15 protein-coding genes are annotated in these 16,418 nt (G+C 46.9%); 7 read left to right on the top strand and 8 right to left on the bottom strand.

Annotated elements, in window-relative coordinates; genetic code table 11:
• The first annotated feature begins 61 nt into the window (after positions 1–61).
• The 3 genes from ACYVIY_RS12415 to ACYVIY_RS12405 all read left to right on the top strand — a co-directional run bounded on the left by ACYVIY_RS12415 (position 62) and on the right by ACYVIY_RS12405 (position 4,813).
• Positions 62–1,600, top strand: coding sequence for a TolB family protein (locus ACYVIY_RS12415; protein WP_460976675.1), 1,539 nt, complete (start codon positions 62–64; stop codon positions 1,598–1,600).
• Between the two features lie 69 nt (positions 1,601–1,669).
• A complete protein-coding gene (locus ACYVIY_RS12410) occupies positions 1,670–3,622 on the top strand; it encodes a sialate O-acetylesterase (RefSeq protein WP_460976674.1) in 1,953 nt (650 codons plus the stop codon).
• A 27-nt stretch (positions 3,623–3,649) separates the two neighbouring features.
• Positions 3,650–4,813: a glycoside hydrolase family 26 protein gene (locus tag ACYVIY_RS12405; protein WP_460976673.1), complete on the top strand. Its 1,164-nt coding sequence runs from the start codon at positions 3,650–3,652 to the stop codon at positions 4,811–4,813.
• Between the two features lie 121 nt (positions 4,814–4,934).
• Here ACYVIY_RS12405 and ACYVIY_RS12400 read toward each other — a convergent pair whose 3' ends face one another.
• From ACYVIY_RS12400 to ACYVIY_RS12375, 6 genes are all read right to left on the bottom strand, one after another.
• On the bottom strand, positions 4,935–5,588 hold the full coding sequence (locus ACYVIY_RS12400; protein WP_460976672.1) for a hypothetical protein: 654 nt from the start codon (positions 5,586–5,588) through the stop codon (positions 4,935–4,937).
• Positions 5,589–5,599: 11 nt separating this feature from the next.
• Complete coding sequence (gene hisA, locus ACYVIY_RS12395; RefSeq protein ID WP_460976671.1) at positions 5,600–6,322, bottom strand: 1-(5-phosphoribosyl)-5-[(5-phosphoribosylamino)methylideneamino]imidazole-4-carboxamide isomerase; 723 nt, start codon at positions 6,320–6,322, stop codon at positions 5,600–5,602.
• 75 nt (positions 6,323–6,397) lie between these two features.
• Complete coding sequence (gene hisH, locus ACYVIY_RS12390; protein WP_460976670.1) at positions 6,398–6,985, bottom strand: imidazole glycerol phosphate synthase subunit HisH; 588 nt, start codon at positions 6,983–6,985, stop codon at positions 6,398–6,400.
• 224 nt (positions 6,986–7,209) lie between these two features.
• The gene (locus tag ACYVIY_RS12385) at positions 7,210–7,560 is read right to left on the bottom strand and encodes a DUF5615 family PIN-like protein (RefSeq protein ID WP_460976669.1); all 351 of its coding nucleotides are present in this window, start codon (positions 7,558–7,560) and stop codon (positions 7,210–7,212) included.
• Entirely contained in the window at positions 7,557–7,790 is a 234-nt protein-coding gene (locus ACYVIY_RS12380; protein ID WP_460976668.1) for a DUF433 domain-containing protein, read from the bottom strand. Before ACYVIY_RS12380 ends, ACYVIY_RS12385 begins: the two co-directional genes overlap by 4 nt.
• 24 nt (positions 7,791–7,814) lie before the next feature.
• Positions 7,815–8,741, bottom strand: coding sequence for a DUF72 domain-containing protein (locus ACYVIY_RS12375; RefSeq protein ID WP_460976667.1), 927 nt, complete (start codon positions 8,739–8,741; stop codon positions 7,815–7,817).
• Positions 8,742–8,902: 161 nt separating this feature from the next.
• Between ACYVIY_RS12375 and ACYVIY_RS12370 the strand changes: the two genes are divergently transcribed.
• Together ACYVIY_RS12370 and ACYVIY_RS12365 are read left to right on the top strand one after the other, a co-directional pair.
• Positions 8,903–11,560, top strand: coding sequence for a valine--tRNA ligase (locus ACYVIY_RS12370; protein ID WP_460976666.1), 2,658 nt, complete (start codon positions 8,903–8,905; stop codon positions 11,558–11,560).
• A gap of 150 nt (positions 11,561–11,710) precedes the next feature.
• A complete protein-coding gene (locus tag ACYVIY_RS12365; RefSeq protein ID WP_460976665.1) occupies positions 11,711–12,229 on the top strand; it encodes a D-glycero-alpha-D-manno-heptose-1,7-bisphosphate 7-phosphatase in 519 nt (172 codons plus the stop codon).
• 59 nt (positions 12,230–12,288) lie between these two features.
• Here ACYVIY_RS12365 and ACYVIY_RS12360 read toward each other — a convergent pair whose 3' ends face one another.
• Together ACYVIY_RS12360 and ACYVIY_RS12355 are read right to left on the bottom strand one after the other, a co-directional pair.
• A complete protein-coding gene (locus ACYVIY_RS12360; RefSeq protein WP_460976664.1) occupies positions 12,289–12,414 on the bottom strand; it encodes a hypothetical protein in 126 nt (41 codons plus the stop codon).
• Positions 12,415–12,563: 149 nt separating this feature from the next.
• Positions 12,564–14,048: a type III PLP-dependent enzyme domain-containing protein gene (locus ACYVIY_RS12355; RefSeq protein WP_460976663.1), complete on the bottom strand. Its 1,485-nt coding sequence runs from the start codon at positions 14,046–14,048 to the stop codon at positions 12,564–12,566.
• A 282-nt stretch (positions 14,049–14,330) separates the two neighbouring features.
• Between ACYVIY_RS12355 and ACYVIY_RS12350 the strand changes: the two genes are divergently transcribed.
• Both ACYVIY_RS12350 and ACYVIY_RS12345 read left to right on the top strand, forming a co-directional pair.
• On the top strand, positions 14,331–15,698 hold the full coding sequence (locus ACYVIY_RS12350; RefSeq protein ID WP_460976662.1) for a UDP-N-acetylmuramate--L-alanine ligase: 1,368 nt from the start codon (positions 14,331–14,333) through the stop codon (positions 15,696–15,698).
• 19 nt (positions 15,699–15,717) lie between these two features.
• A complete protein-coding gene (locus ACYVIY_RS12345) occupies positions 15,718–16,281 on the top strand; it encodes an LOG family protein (protein WP_460976661.1) in 564 nt (187 codons plus the stop codon).
• Positions 16,282–16,418 lie beyond the last annotated feature (137 nt).

Genomic DNA, 16,418 nt, shown 5'->3' with positions numbered 1-16,418 from the left:
CCGTCGGTTCACTTTAACTACCAAGTAATTATAAAGTACCGAACCCAATAAGAGCATGAACATGAATTTAAAATTTACGGCACTAGCCGGATTAACCAGCCTATCGTTACTTCTCAGTAATCCTGTACTGGCACAAAACCAATCCGTTGGCATTTTCGATGGCCACGGTGATGTAGGGGCTGTTTTGAAACCGGGTTCCGCTTCATATAACTCCAAAACTCGTCAGTATGAACTATCGGGGTCGGGTTATAACGTCTGGTTTGACCACGATGAATTTCATTTTCTGTGGAAGCGCATGAAGGGTGATTTCATCCTGTATACCCGAGCGAGCTTTGTCGGTCAGGGCGTCGATCCTCATCGCAAAGTGGGCTGGATGGTACGTAGCAGCCTGGACGGTAAATCGCCACACATCAACGCGGTTGAACACGGCGACGGCCTGACATCACTACAATTCAGACGGACAACAGGGGCTAACACAGAAGAAATCCGCTCGAAGCTAACAGGTGCCGATGTTATTCAACTCGAACGCAAAGGCAATACGTATACAATGCGGGTGGCCAAGTTTGGGCAGCCGTTCGTAACCGAGCAGGTGACAGATTTACCACTGGGTGATGAGGTATACGTTGGCTTATTCGTCGGCTCACACAACAAGGACGTAGTAGAGCGGGGTATCTTCAAAGACGTACGCATTAGTGTTCCAGCTCCTGAAACCTTAGTGCCGTATCGGGAGTATCTGGCCAGCAGCTTGGAGATATTGGACGTAACAACGGGCGACCGGCAGATTATCCATACGTCGCCAAAATCAATTCAGGCTCCTAACTGGACACCCAACGGCAAAACACTGCTTTACAACGGCGATGGCCTGATGTACACGTTTGACTTGAAAAGCCGTCAGGCCAACGTGTTGAACACCGGCGAGGTGAAGAACAATAACAACGACCACGTCCTGTCGTTCGACGGAAAAATGCTGGGGTTAAGTAGTGGCGTGCGGGAACTAGGCGGCTCCATTATTTACACGGTTCCCATCAGTGGCGGAAATCCAAAGCAGATCACCCCGAAAGGCCCGTCGTACCTGCACGGCTGGTCACCCGATCGAAAAACGCTGGTATTTACTGGAGCACGTAACAACGAATACGATATCTACACAGTACCCTCAGCGGGTGGGCCGGAGGTTCGCCTAACGGATGCAAAAGGCCTCGACGACGGTCCGGAATATACTCCTGACGGCAAGTACATCTACTTTAACTCGGCCCGTACCGGCACCATGCAACTCTGGCGGATGAAAGCCGATGGCAGTGAGCAGGAAGCCGTGACTAACGGCGAATTTCACGACTGGTTCCCGCATATATCGCCCGATGGCAAATGGATTGTGTTCCTGTCATTCTTAAAAGAAGAGGTTAAGCCCGACGACCACCCCTTCTACAAGCATGTGTACCTGCGGTTAATGCCCATTTCGGGTGATCAGCCGCCTAAGGTGATTGCTTATATCTACGGTGGTCAGGGTACCATCAATACCCCGTCCTGGTCGCCCGATGGCAAACGACTTGCCTTTATCAGTAACTCAATGGTATTAACCGAAATTCCGGCTGCGGGCAAATAGTACCTTATACTGACCTCCTTACCCCTTTTCGCAGTACCAATAGCTTACTTAGTCCGACTAATTTCTTTCATGAAGCGGTTTTTTGTTTTTGCGTTCTTTCTCATTAGTTCAGTAGCCGTTGGTCAGCTTCGATTTGCCCGTATTTTCTCGGATCATGTTGTCTTGCAGCGCCAGCAGCCGATTCCAGTCTGGGGGTGGGCTAAACCTAAAGAATCCGTTCGGGTGTCATTGGCTGGGCAAACGCAACAGGCGAAAGCTGATGCCAATGGCAAATGGATGGTTCGGTTTTCGCCCCTCGAAGCGGGTGGACCTCATCGACTAACCGTTCGGGCCAAATCGGGAGGAGCGGACGTCAACGACGTATTGATTGGCGAAGTATGGCTTTGCTCGGGTCAGTCGAACATGGAATGGCCCGTGAAGCAAGCCGACAATTTTCAGGCAGAAAAGCAGAACGCCAGCTTTTCACAAATTCGGCATATCCGGGTTGAACACGAACTAGCGCTTACGCCACAAGCAGACCTGAAAACCGCCGACTGGAACGTATGCTCGCCCGAAACCGTCGGCGACTTTACGGCTATCGGCTTTTTCTTCGCCCGTGAACTGACTCAGAAGCTGAATATTCCGATTGGGCTTGTTCATTCATCCTGGGGCGGTTCGCAGGTAGAAGGCTGGATCAGCAAAGAAGGCATGTTGAGCAACGATGAACTTAGGACTTATGCACAACATCTTCCAACTACCTGGCAGCAGGCCGATAGTCTTGTTGATGCCAATCTTCGCAAAGAGTTACTAGGCACGACTACCCTGAATCCTACGCCCGCTGACGAGCGGAAATACCTGGACGCTAATTACGATTTCTCCACTTGGAAAAAAGCCGATCCGTTTGGTCAGTGGGACTGGAAAGACATGCACGGGTTTCGGGGACAAGGTTATATAATCAGGCTCGTTGAGATTCCGGGGGATATGGTTGCCGGTCAGACAACATTAAGCTTAGCCGAGAATGATAGCCCTAATCAAGTTTACATCAACGGAAAGTTAGTGTTCGAAGGCACGATGAAAGGCGTACGAAAGATCGACGTACCAGCGAATACCTGGAAAGCAGGGCAGAATCGACTCATCGTCAAAATGGGCAATATGATCAATCCATCCTGGTATGGTTTAGGTCTGATGGGTTCCGCTAACGATCTGTACGTAGCGGATAAATCGCAGCGGATTAGCCTGGCTGGCGATTGGCAGATGATGCCAGCTTTCGCGGAGAAGCATGAGTACACGCGCTTCATGAACAATGTGGGCGTTAGCATTTACAACGCCATGATTGCTCCGCTTGTGCCGTTTGCGATGCGTGGTGTGCTTTGGTATCAGGGCGAAACTAACGCGGGCCGCTCCTACCAATATCGGCAAACATTTCCCTTGCTGATAAACGACTGGCGTCAGAAGTGGAATCGTGAATTTCCATTCTACTTTGTGCAACTGTCCAGTTTCGGTGCGAACCAAAGCAGCAACCAGGGAAGCGGATGGGCTGAATTACGGGAAGCCCAAACGATGACCCTCAGTCTGCCTAAAACAGCTATGGCCGTAACGATTGATGTTGGTAACCCCAAGGATATTCACCCGACAAACAAGCAGGATGTTGGCCACCGACTGGCAGTTAATGCCCTGAAACTAGACTACGGGCAGAACATAAATCACAGCTCACCGCTCTATGAATCGGTTCAGTTTGACGGAGGACGCGCCATTGTTACGTTTAAACACGTTGCCAACGGATTAACTGTGAAGGATAAATACGGCTACCTGAAGGGATTCGAAATTGCGGGCGAAGACAAAGTCTTTCATTATGCTCAGGCCACCATTCAAGGCAATCGCGTCGTGGTATCTCACCCCGACGTACCGAAACCAGTAGCCGTACGCTACGCCTGGGCAGATGCCCCCGAAGATGCCAACCTGTCCAACTCAGAAGGCTTTCCCGCCAGCCCGTTCCGAACGGATTCATGGCCTGCCGTTACCCGAAATGCGAAGTTTCAATAGCCTCAATACCTAGTTAAATCATCTGTAATGAATACCTGTTTTTCGGCTCTCGTGTCCGCGAGTCTGCTGCTGAACTTGTCGGCTGTGCAAGTGGGACATGCAGCGCCAAAGCCTAAATTGATTGACGCCAAAGCCACTAAAGAAACCAAAGCGCTTTATCAAAATCTAAATAAACTAGCTCGCAAACACATCCTTTTCGGGCATCAGCATGCCACTGAGTACGGCCACGGCTGGAGTGGCGATGCTGACCGCTCCGATGTGAAATCGGTAAGCGGATCGCATCCGGCCGTTATAGGGGTAGATTTTAGCGGCTTATCAGGTCGACCACCCGAAGTCATCGAGCGTACGAAAGAATCGTTACGTAAACAGATTGCCGATACGTACGATCGGGGTGGCGTAACGACCGTAGCCTGGCACTTTTCAAATCCGGTAACGCCACAAACCGGTTTTTACTGGAAAGATTCGGTATCTGCTCCGGCCGTATCGAACCTTATTCCCGGCGGTTCTCATCACCAGCAGTACAAAGCGATACTGCAAACGCTGGCAAGTCTGGCTACGTCCGTAAAAGGCAAAGATGGTAAGTTAGTACCAATGGTGTTTCGACCGTATCATGAGTTCGACGGTGGCTGGTTCTGGTGGGGCAAACCGCATTGCAGCCGCGATGAATTCGTTTCGCTCTGGCGGTTCACCGTTTCTTATTTACGGGATAGTTTACAGGTACATAATTTCATTTATGCCTTTTCGCCCGACTGTCTCTTCAAAACCGAAGCCGATTATCTGGATCGTTATCCCGGTGATGAATGGGTAGACATGGTCGGCGTCGACAATTACGCTGATTTTGGCCGTAATGGCCGCTATGATCTGACAGCGGGTGTCGCTAAGCTCAAGATCGTTTCGGACTATGCACGGAAATCCCGAAAACTGGCGGCCTTCACCGAAACGGGCCTTGAATCAATTCCAGATACGACCTGGTGGACAAATACGTTGCTAAAAGCCCTGAAAACCGAAAAGATACAACTGGCATACGTACTGGTCTGGCGGAATGATGTACGTAGCCCAACGCACTATTACGCACCCTACCCAGGACAGGCCAGCGTCCCGGATTTTATGCGGTTTTATCAGGACCCATACACCTTGTTTGAAAGCGATCTGCCAAACCTGTATCGACGTAAGAAACTGCTTATTTTTTAGTTAACGTTTATAAAAACGTAGCCGGGCTCGATTTACAGTAAATCGAGCCCGGCTACGTTTGAAGCGAAGAATTCACACAACCCATGTGACGTTACGTAACCTTCCTGCTATAATCTCTTAATCACTTTTGCCGAGTAAAAAGCTGGGCTATATCATTGAGAATAGCGACAACCTTGCTTAACTCCACAATTTCAGGTTTGTATTTGATATAGATGTATGGATTGCCGTATTCATAATCATGGTAGCTATTTTGTCCAAACACCTGAAAATAATACCCCTCGCCGTCTCCTATAATTACTTGTTTACTCCTTCGGATTTTTGCCTTTACGCTAACCGTACCGTCCGCTTCAATCACATTCCAGGCGGAATCTGGTTGAGGTCTTGGAAACAGCTGATCGTGCAGTGCTGCCATATCTGGCAACGTCAACATATCATGCTCTACAAGTCTTTGCCAAAGTTCCATTGTAGCGGGTCTTACGGACTTACGCTCCGTCGCCTGTTTGAACTCGTATTTATTCCACGAAATACTATACTTAGAAACGGTTAGTTTCTCCTGTCGTTTGACCAGCCGGTAAAGCGTCTGCGCGTCTCCGTACGCCAATGACTGTTTGTTCCAGATACGCACTTCATAATCGTTCTCTTTTAACGTTGGCTTTTTGAGTCGCATCTCATCCGACAGTCTTTGAAAACGGCGCTGCTGGGTTGAATCAAGCGAAGCGCCCAGACAGCAGGTCGATACCAATAAAGTCAGGAATAGAACGAAAAGGCGACTCATAACAAGTTTAGTTATTGAGTAGAAAAAAGACTTAGCTCTTTCAGGGTTACCCGCCCCTCATAAATCGCTTTACCGACGATAACGCCGAACAAACCCATGTCGGCCAGCGTCTCAATATCCTGCATACCACTGACTCCTCCGCTGGCAATAATATTTAAGTTAGGAAACTGATCCTGAAGATTGCGGTACAGGTCGAACGATGGTCCCTGCAACAACCCGTCTTTAGCTACGTCGGTGCTGATTACGTATTTAATACCTTTTTCAATCCACTTCTCAACAAAGTCGTACACCCACACATCTGTCCCTTCCTCCCAGCCGCTAACTGCAATCTTTTCGTTTTTGGCGTCGGCTCCTAAAATTATGGCTTCCGAACCATGTCGGGACACCCACCGCTCCATCACGTCAGGCTGCTTAACGGCAATGCTACCACCTGTCACTTGCTTTGCGCCACATTCAAACACTACCCGTAGGTCATCGTCAGATTGAACCCCTCCGCCAAAATCGATATGTAGGTTCGTTTTTGATGCGATCAGTTCTAATACCTTCCAGTTAATAACCCGTTTCTCCTTAGCACCATCAAGGTCTACCAGGTGCAAACGCGTCAGGCCAGCGTCTTCAAATTGTTGCGCTACTTCGAGCGGACGGGCGTTGTATTCTTTCTTCTGGCGGTAGTCGCCCTGGGTTAGCCGAACAGCTTTACCGTCAATTAAGTCAATAGCGGGAATGATGTACATATACGTAACGCGGGTGGAAACCCGCTTTATGAGTTAATAAAGTTGACTTTCACCGTAACGGCGAACCGTCTGTTATTACAACTTTAAAAAATTCTCAAGTATCCGCTGCCCGATGTTGCCGCTGATTTCGGCGTGAAACTGAGCTGCGTAGAAATTATCGCGGTGTAGCATCGCACTGAACGGCCGAACGTAATCACAAACAGCCGTCGTTGCTGGGCAGACATCAGCCGCGTAGCTGTGCACGAAATACACATACGCATTTTCCGGTAACCCTTCTGTCAGTGGACCCTGCAACGAGTGAATACTATTCCAACCCGTGTGAGGCACTTTATAACCGGATTCAGCTGGGAAACGCCGAACATCAATGTCAAAAATACCCATACAAGTTGTATCGTTTTCCTCAGAATAGCGGCACATCAACTGCATACCCACGCAGGTGCCTAACACCGGCTGCTTCAGTGATGGAATGAGTTGATCTAAGCCACGCTGCCGCAAATAAGCCATGGCGGTACTGGCCTCCCCTACGCCCGGAAAGATAACCTTATCAGCGGATCGAATCTCAGCCTCGTCGTCGGTAAGCAGATAACTAGCGCCTAAACGATCTAAGGCATACATGACTGACTGAACATTACCCGCGTTGTATTTAACAATTACAGTTTTCATAAAGCGAAAGCCCGGCTCATCAACAGAACCGGGCTTTGTATAGTGTGATAATGAGGAAAATCTCTTTTAACTCACAATAACGAGCATACTGTTCTGCCGCGCTACCGCTCAGAATGATGATGCCGATACGTTGTGATCTGATTAATCATAGAACAAAAATAAGCGCTTCCGGCTGGATATCAAAACAAACTACCCTGTACCACTCTGGGTTGCACAACTGGTTACTAATCTATTCGCCGAATCCTGATTTTGTGAATTGTTACAGTCGTGAAACACCCTACTAGGTCTGTTAACCGCTCGGACAACAGCTTGATAAGAATTTGCTTCATAGCGGCAGTTTCTTTGAAATGATAGCGAAGAAACAAAACGCTAATACCACGTACATGATGGGCAAAAACCCACTCACCAAAATCTTTATCTTCTGTTAAAATAATACGGGGTGGGTTACGTGACAGATCAATTACTTCCTCGTCTCGGATACCTCCGTTTGATTCATTTATTGAATAAACATCTATTCCTAATTCTCGAACAGCATTAATCAAACTATGATCTATATTCTCATCCGCTATGATCATGTAGCATTCAGCATTATAACCTCTTCATTTGATACGAGCTCAGACGCATAGTTCAAAGCCGCCAATACATCCGCTTCTTGTAAATTGGGGTACATTATCAATAGATCTGGCGTTGTAGCGCCTTCTGACAATTTACGTAACACCACTTCAACAGTAATGCGGGTACCCTTAATTACAGGCTTACCCAACATAATTCGATGGTCAGAAATGATTCGATCTTTGTAGTTCATATCAGCAATATAAGGCTTAGTATATCAAAACAAACTCCCCTGCACCACTTTGGGTTGCAGAACGGGTTCGCGAAGATTTAAGCCGCAATGTTTATTCAATTCCTTCACCCAATATAAAATCAACTCGGGTGCCGTGTCATTCTCGGCTCCACCGTGGATAAACAAATACGCTGTTTGTAATCCTTTCTCAAACCAGGTTTTCAGACGTTGAATCCAGGCATCAGTACGGCTATAGTCGGTCGAGTGGCCATCGTTGGCAATGAACCGTAACGTCAGAACCGGGCTGCTCAGGCCCATATGCAATACATCGCGTCGGCCCGCTACGTCGGTGATTACTACGTGCCGGTGCAACGTATTGAGCCGTTCGAGCGTCTGCTGCCAAACTGTTCCGCCGTCGCGGATGGTTTTACTGAACCAGTCAGGATGGCGAAACTCAACGGCTACGTCCAACTCATCGGGCAACATTTTGAGGTAAGCTTCCAGGACCGGCCATTTTTCGGGACCGAACGACGGAGGCAGTTGCAGAAACGACATTCCCAGGTGTTCCTCTAAGCTGAGAATAGCGTTTACAAACTCCTCCGTTAAGCTTTCAGTGGCTACGAGCTGCCGTTCATGGCTGATTACCTGCGGAAACTTCGGACAATACGTAAAGCCCGGCGTAGCTTCCGTTTTCCACTTCTCAATCATTCCGAGCGTCGGAATTTGATAGTGGGTAGTGTTTAGCTCAATCGTGTTAAACTGCCGGGTATAGTAGTGTAAAAAATCGCGCTCTTTCGCGTTAGACGGATACACTTTACCAACGTAATCTTTGTTCGCCCAAATTGGACCACCAATGAAAACACCAGGCCGCGCCGTTGGCTCTACATTCGCCCATATCCGGGCGTTGACGGCGTGACCAGGTGGCAGGTTCAGATTTATAGCGTCGAGATTATGTATTTTTCCGAATTCCATAAACGTCTCAATGAAGTGTAACGGTAAAACGGCTAAAGACTGGCTTTCGTTTTTTCGGCCTACTCAATTTAGCTAATTTTACGTTTCCTTCTGTAATACAGACTCTTTTGTCAGTTCAATTTTAGAATCTGACATAAAGAAGGCCTGATTCTAACTGCTTTATGATTTCAAAAACATACAACCCGAAAGACATTGAAGAAAAGTGGTATCAATATTGGCTTGATAACCAACTTTTTAAATCGACACCCGATGAGCGTGAGCCATACACCATCGTTATCCCTCCACCGAACGTAACGGGGGTGCTGCACATGGGGCACATGCTCAATAATACCATCCAGGACGTGCTCATTCGCAAAGCCCGGATGGAAGGCAAGAACGCGTGCTGGGTGCCCGGCACGGATCATGCCAGCATCGCTACCGAAGCCAAAGTAGTGGCCATGTTGAAAGAACAGGGCATTAGCAAGCATGACCTGACGCGGGAGCAGTTTTTGGAATACGCCTGGGAATGGACGCATAAATATGGGGGCATTATTCTTTCGCAGCTTCGCAAGCTAGGCGCTTCCTGCGATTGGGATCGGACCCGCTTCACCATGGAGCCAGCGCTCTATGATTCGGTGATCGACGTATTCGTTGACCTATATGAAAAAGGGCAGATTTATCGGGGAGTCCGGATGGTTAACTGGGACCCACAAGGTCTCACTGCCGTATCGGATGAGGAGGTAATTACCAAAGAAGTTCAGCAGAAACTAGTCTATATCCAGTACGCGATTGCTGGACAGGCCAGTGAATACATTACCATCGCTACGGTACGTCCAGAAACGATTATGGCCGATGCAGCCATTGCTGTTAATCCGAACGATGAGCGGTACAAGCATCTGCACGGTAAAAAAGCGATCATCCCGCTCATTAACCGCGAGATCCCCATCATCACCGACGAATACGTAACGATGGACTTCGGTACGGGTGGGTTAAAGGTTACACCCGCGCACGATCCGAATGACTATGCGTTAGGCATTAAACACAATCTCCCCGTTCTGGACATTCTGAACGACGACGGTACGCTTAACGAAAAAGCGCAGATATTAGTCGGTCAGGACCGTTTTGCGGCCCGGAAAGCCATTATCAAGCTACTCGAAAAATCAGGTAATCTGGTTAAAACGGAAGACTATAAATCCAATGTCGGTACTTCAGAGCGGACAGGAGCCGTTATTGAGCCGAAATTGTCGTTGCAGTGGTTCCTGAAAATGGATGAACTGTCGAAGCCTGCGTTCGAGAACGTAATGAACGACACGGTTCAGCTGCATCCGGCCAAGTTCAAGAATATGTACCGGTCCTGGATGGAAAATCCGCACGACTGGTGTATCAGCCGTCAACTCTGGTGGGGCCAGCGCATTCCGGCTTTCTATCTTCAGGACGGAACGTACGTAGTGGCGCGTAATAAGCACGAGGCACTGGAAAAAGTACAGCACGAGCGGCTGCTTTTTGCCATGACAGAAGCCGACTTGACGCAGGATGAAGACGTACTGGATACGTGGTTCTCGTCGTGGCTTTGGCCAATGTCGGTCTTCAAGCCTTCTGGCAATCCTAATGACCCAAAAGCTGGACCAGACGATGTTGATTATTATTATCCGACCAACACGCTGGTAACGGGGTTCGATATCATTTTCTTCTGGGTCGCCCGGATGATTATCGCTGGCTATGAATATAAAGAGGAGCGTCCGTTTAAGGACGTATACTTCACAGGTATGGTTCGCGATAAGCTGGGCCGGAAGATGTCGAAGCAATTAGGTAATTCGCCTGACCCCCTTGATCTGATCGACCAGTACGGTGCCGACGGTGTCCGAACGGGTATGTTGTTCAGTTCGGCGGCCGGTAACGACCTACTATTCGATGAAAAGCTGGTTGAGCAGGGTCGTAACTTCAGCAATAAGATCTGGAACGCGTTCCGGTTAGTGAAAGGCTGGACAGTTAGCGACCAGGCTGAAGCCGGAAGCAATGCATTAGCCATAAGCTGGTTTGAATCGAAGCTCAGCACAACGCTGATCGAGATAGAAGACCTCTTCGGTAAGTTTCGCATTTCGGAGGCTTTACAAGCGATCTACAAGCTTATCTGGGATGATTTCTGCTCTCAGTACCTTGAGTTGATTAAGCCTGCCTATGACGCGGAAAAAGCAGCTTCTCAACCTATCGACCGTGCTACGTATGAGGCTACCATAAATCTCTTCGAGCGGTTGATGTGCTTAGCGCATCCATTCATGCCGTTTATTACTGAAGAGATTTGGCAGGAGATTCGCGAAAGGCAAGCAGGTTCGAGTGTCTGCGTTGCTCCGTTCCCGCAACCTGACATTGTCGATACGCAAATTTTAGCAGACTTCGACGTATTGTTCGATATTGTCACAAACGTGCGAAACATACGTAACGCCAAGCAGATCTCGCCCAAGACGCAGTTGCCGTTGGCCATAAAGACGACCTCGTCCGAACGCTTTCAACCGTTAGAGCAGTTGATTTGCAAAATAGCTAACGTATCTGCCATCAGCTACGTCGACGAAAAAGCGGAGGGCTTATCCTTTCTGATTAAAGGTGATGAGTTGTTTGTCAACATACTTGGCGAGATTGATATTGAACAGGAAATTACTAATACCCGTAAAGAATTAGATTATAATATTGGGTTCCGGGATTCTACCCTTAAAAAGCTGTCAAACGAAAAGTTTGTCGCCAATGCCAAGCCTGAAGTAGTTGACCGTGAACGCCAGAAGTTGGCGGATGCAGAAGCAAAGATTCAGGCTCTAGAACAGCGATTACGAGATCTAGTAGTGTAATCAGACAGCGGGTATAAAAACAAAAAGGGCCTTGTCGTAAGGCCCTTTTTGTTCCCATTCTGTAAATTTAACATACATTAATACTGAAAAATTTCAAATAAATAATAGAATAAGCGTATTATTGCCTTATTATCAGCCCTGATTCCATCAATGAATAAATGCATTTTTCTGGACCGAGATGGCGTCTTGAATGAAGATAGGACGGATTATGTCTACCGGATTGAAGACTTTATCATTCCCGACGGAGTTCCGGAGGCATTACGTTTGTTAAAAGAAGCGGGTTATTTATTGATCGTAGTCACGAATCAAGCCGGTATAGCTAAGGGGTTGTACACGCGCGATGACGTAATGGCCTGTTATAATTACCTACAGGAACAGTGCGGGCATCTTATTGATGACATCTATTACAGTCCTCATCACCCAAACTACGACAGTGAATCTCTGACGCGCAAGCCGGGTTCGCTTCTGCTGGAAAAAGCGATGGCTAAGTATAAGATTATACCCAATAAGTCCTGGATGATCGGCGATGCGCTACGTGACATGCAGGCCGGTCGACGGGTGGGCGTTCGAACGGTTCGCATAACCGATGAAGATGCACTCGGCCCCGAATGTGATGGTTGTGCGCCCAACTTACTCGAAGCGTCACGATTTGTGCTGGAATCTGTATAAAAACAAATCACCCGAAACAGACGTACCGGTGTTTCGGGTGATTCATAAAATGTCTTTTCCTATACGCGTACCTGCGCCGGAGCAGGTTTTTGTACGCTCCCATAGGCCGGGCAATTTGCTCTTCGGGCGCATGATCCCAGCGATAACGTCGCCAGCACAGTACCAATAATCAGTAACTTTTTCATGAATTTATTCTTCTGTTTGCGTTCGTAATCGCGTCAGACTACTAAGTAAACGAGTATAGTAATCAGTTCATTATACCCATTTAATAAAACAGTGTGAGCGTGCTTAATCGCTTCGTCGTAAACACGCTCACCACCGAAAACATAGCGCTTTAATTCTCTTCTTTTAGCAACTCGGCTTCCTCCTCGCGCTCTTCAGCCGCTTCGGTTGCTTCTAACTCTGTCATGCCAGGCTCAGCACCGCCATAGCCAAGAATTTTGAGCATCACCTCGCTGTTCTGCTCAGGTGCAAACAATCGGGTGCGCAGGTTGCCTTCTTCGTCCTTATCTACAATAACGTGCTGCGGGGCTGGAATCAAGCAATGCTGTATTCCTCCGTAACCGCCCAACGATTCCTGATACGCCCCTGTGTGGAATAAACCAATGTACTGATCTTCGGAATCCTGATCGAAAATCGGCAGGTACAAATCCGCACTGTGCGCTTCAGTATTATAAAAATCATGCGAGTCGCAGGTTAACCCACCCAGGTTTACTTTCTGGTAAGGGTTATCCCAGTTGTTGACCGACAACATGATGTATTTCTGACCCATCCCCCACGAATCCGGAATCTGTGTTATAAACGAGCCATCGATCATGTACCAAAGCTCCTTATCGTTTTGCAGCTTTTGGTCAATCACTTTATAGATAACAGCCCCACTTTCACCAACCGTATACGAACCAAACTCGGTAAAGATATGCGGCACTGGTACGTTATTTTTGTTACAGATCCACTGTATACTTTCCACAATCTGATCGACCATGGCCTGGTAATCGTACGTAAACTGGAACGAGGTCTGGATAGGCAATCCACCGCCAATGTCGATGGAATCCAGATCCGGACACATCTTCCGCAATTCACAGTATTTATACATGAACCGGCTTAATTCACTCCAGTAATACGCGCTGTCTTTGATCCCAGTGTTAATGAAGAAGTGCAGCATTTTCAACTTGAACTTCTCATTAGTCGCAATCTTACTCCGGTATAACTCATTGACATCACTATAACGAATGCCCAGCCGCGACGTATAGAACGCGAAGTTTGGCTCTTCATCCGTTGCAATTCGAATGCCAAAATTTACGGTATCCGCCGTAATTGAATTCTCGTACGCTTCAATCTCCTTGAGGTTGTCAAGCACAGGAATGCAATTCGTATATCCATCATTGATCAACTCACTGATGTACTGCGTATACAGCGGGCGCTTATAGCCATTGCAGATGATATACGTACTCTTCGAAATCTTACCCAATTTATACAACTCCCGCAAAATAGGGATGTCGTAGGCTGAAGATGTTTCGAGGTGAATATTATTCTTAAGCGCTTCTTCAAGCACAAACCGGAAATGAGATGACTTCGTGCAGTAACAATACGTATAGTTGCCCTTGTAATTATAGCGCTTCATGGCATTCTTGAACAGCAGCTTAGCGTGTTCAATATGCTCCGTAATTTTAGGTAAGTACGTTAGCTTTAAGGGTGTACCGTATTGTTTGACAATGTCCATTAACGGGACATTATTGAACATCAATTCGTTGTTCTCTACGTTGAACTCCCGGGTTGGAAACTCAAACGTCTGGTCAATGAGGTCATAATATGTCTTCATCCCTAGGTTTTATGCATAAGATAGGCGGTCCGCTCCGGTTTACTTTACCGGCCATTGCGGTCAGTGATTTTTATAAAATAGGCGCGAATTTGACGTTTAAATTTGGTCTTTCCAAGTCTAGTTTATCCGCAAAATAGTTAACGAAAAAGGGGGGAGTTTGATTCGGCTATTTCACAAATTTAACACGGCCAATCTGTGGAGGTAAGACCATGAAATCAGGTTCGTCTGCCAAACCGAAAAGAAGCTGTACTTTTACAATTCGAATAGATGTCAATACAACGAATGCCCCAGTCCATCCACTTCATTTCCATCGGCGGTAGTGTTATGCACGATCTAGCCCTGGAGCTTCAACGTCAAGGATATACGATTACCGGTTCTGATGATGAAATATACGAACCCTCACGAACCCGTTTAAATGAGCATGGTCTCCTTCCCGATAACATGGGCTGGTTTCCTGAAAAAATTCATTCAGGTTTAGATGCGGTTATCGTAGGCATGCATGCCCGAAAAGACAATCCAGAGCTTGTTCGGGCGCAAGAGTTGGGGCTACCGATTTTCTCGTATCCGGAATACATTTATCAACAAAGCCAGCAGAAGCAACGTATCGTTATTGCGGGAAGTCATGGAAAAACAACTATTACTTCCCTGATCTTGCACGTATTGAAATACCATAATCGCCAATTCGATTATCTTATCGGCGAAAAATTGAGTGGCTTTGATACAATGGTGCACTTAACGGACGAAGCACCGATAATTATCATAGAAGGTGACGAATACGCATCATCGCCGATCGATAATCGCCCTAAATTCCTGCATTACCATCCTCATATCGCCCTTATTAGCGGCATTGCGTGGGATCATGTCAATATTTATCCAACCTGGGATGAATATGTCGACCAGTTTGAATCATTAGCTGAGGCAATGCCCAAAGCAGGAATTCTGGTTTTCGACGAAACTGACAATATGCTGGATGTTATCGGCCAGAAAGAGCGTACTGACATAACTAAAATTCCGTATGAGGCTCATCCAAGTCAAATCATCGGGGAACAAACGTATTTGGTAACCAAGCAAGGCAAAAAAATACCAGTACCAATCTTTGGTGAGCATAATATGAAGAACGTAGCGGGAGCAATGACCATATGCGACCGCATCGGTATAACTGAAGAGCAATTCTACCAAGCTATACCAAGTTTTTCTGGAGTAGCCCGGCGATTGGAGAGAATTGCCGGAAGAGAAAATCGCATCCTATTCTGGGACTTTGCTCATGCACCTTCACAAGTTGAAGCCACTACAGAAGCAGTAAAGCGTCAATTTCCAAACCGCAAACTATTAGCGGCTGTAGAACTTCAGGAATATAGCCGTCTTACAAAACCGTTTCTAGAGCAGTATAAAGGGTGTTTAGACAGCGCTGATATAGGAGTTGTTTATTTTAATCCTCGAACAGCATTAGTCCAGAACGCTCAACATAGTATAACAGATGAGATTCGAGCTGCTTTTGATAACCCGCAACTGAACGTCTTTTCAAAAACTGATGAACTCCAGTCTCATCTTAACCAACAACGTAATAACGCGGAGATTTTTCTATTTATGAGCCCGGGTACATTCGGCGATTTAAACATTAGCGCCTTTACTAACCAATTTATTAACTAATTATAAATACTGTTCAATAGTGGCTACTCAAAGTATTGTTGTCTACTGCGCATCAAGCCCAGGAAATGACCCAGTTTATAAAGAAATTGCCTTCGAACTTGGCCAAAAAATGGCCAGTAGAAATATTCGATTGATTTATGGAGGTGGCGGTTTTGGCCTGATGGGTGTCGTCGCCGACGCTGTATTACAGTATGGCGGTGAAGTAACAGGCGTAATTCCAAACTTTCTAGCTGATCTAGAAGTCGCTCATAATACGCTTACCGAATTGCATTTTGTTGAAACCATGCACGAACGAAAGTTCAAAATGGTTCAGTTGGCTAAAGGAGTTATTGCCTTACCAGGCGGTTATGGAACGTTAGATGAGTTATTCGAGATACTTGCTTGGCGTCAACTCAAATTATACAATGGACCGATTGCTATTATCAATATAAATGGCTTTTACGACCTTATCTTACAGCAGTTAGATCGCATGGTCATAGATGGCTTCCTAAAAGCTGAGAACAGAGCATTGCTTTTAGTCGCAAATTCAATAGATGAGGCTTTGATGCAAATAGAAGAGTACTGGGCCACGTTATTCGAATAACATTCATTCCAGAGCTAATCAATAATTCAGCTCATCTACTCCCCTATAAACGAGAAGAGCCCACCCGCTAGGGTGAGCTCTCACTCGCTCAATGACATCAGGTGGCACCTTCCTACTCTCCCGCTTGTGACAGCAGT

The organism is Spirosoma knui, assembly GCF_054780635.1.
The sequence above is the reverse complement of the archived record's forward strand: the minus strand, read 5'-3'. Positions and strand labels throughout refer to the sequence as shown.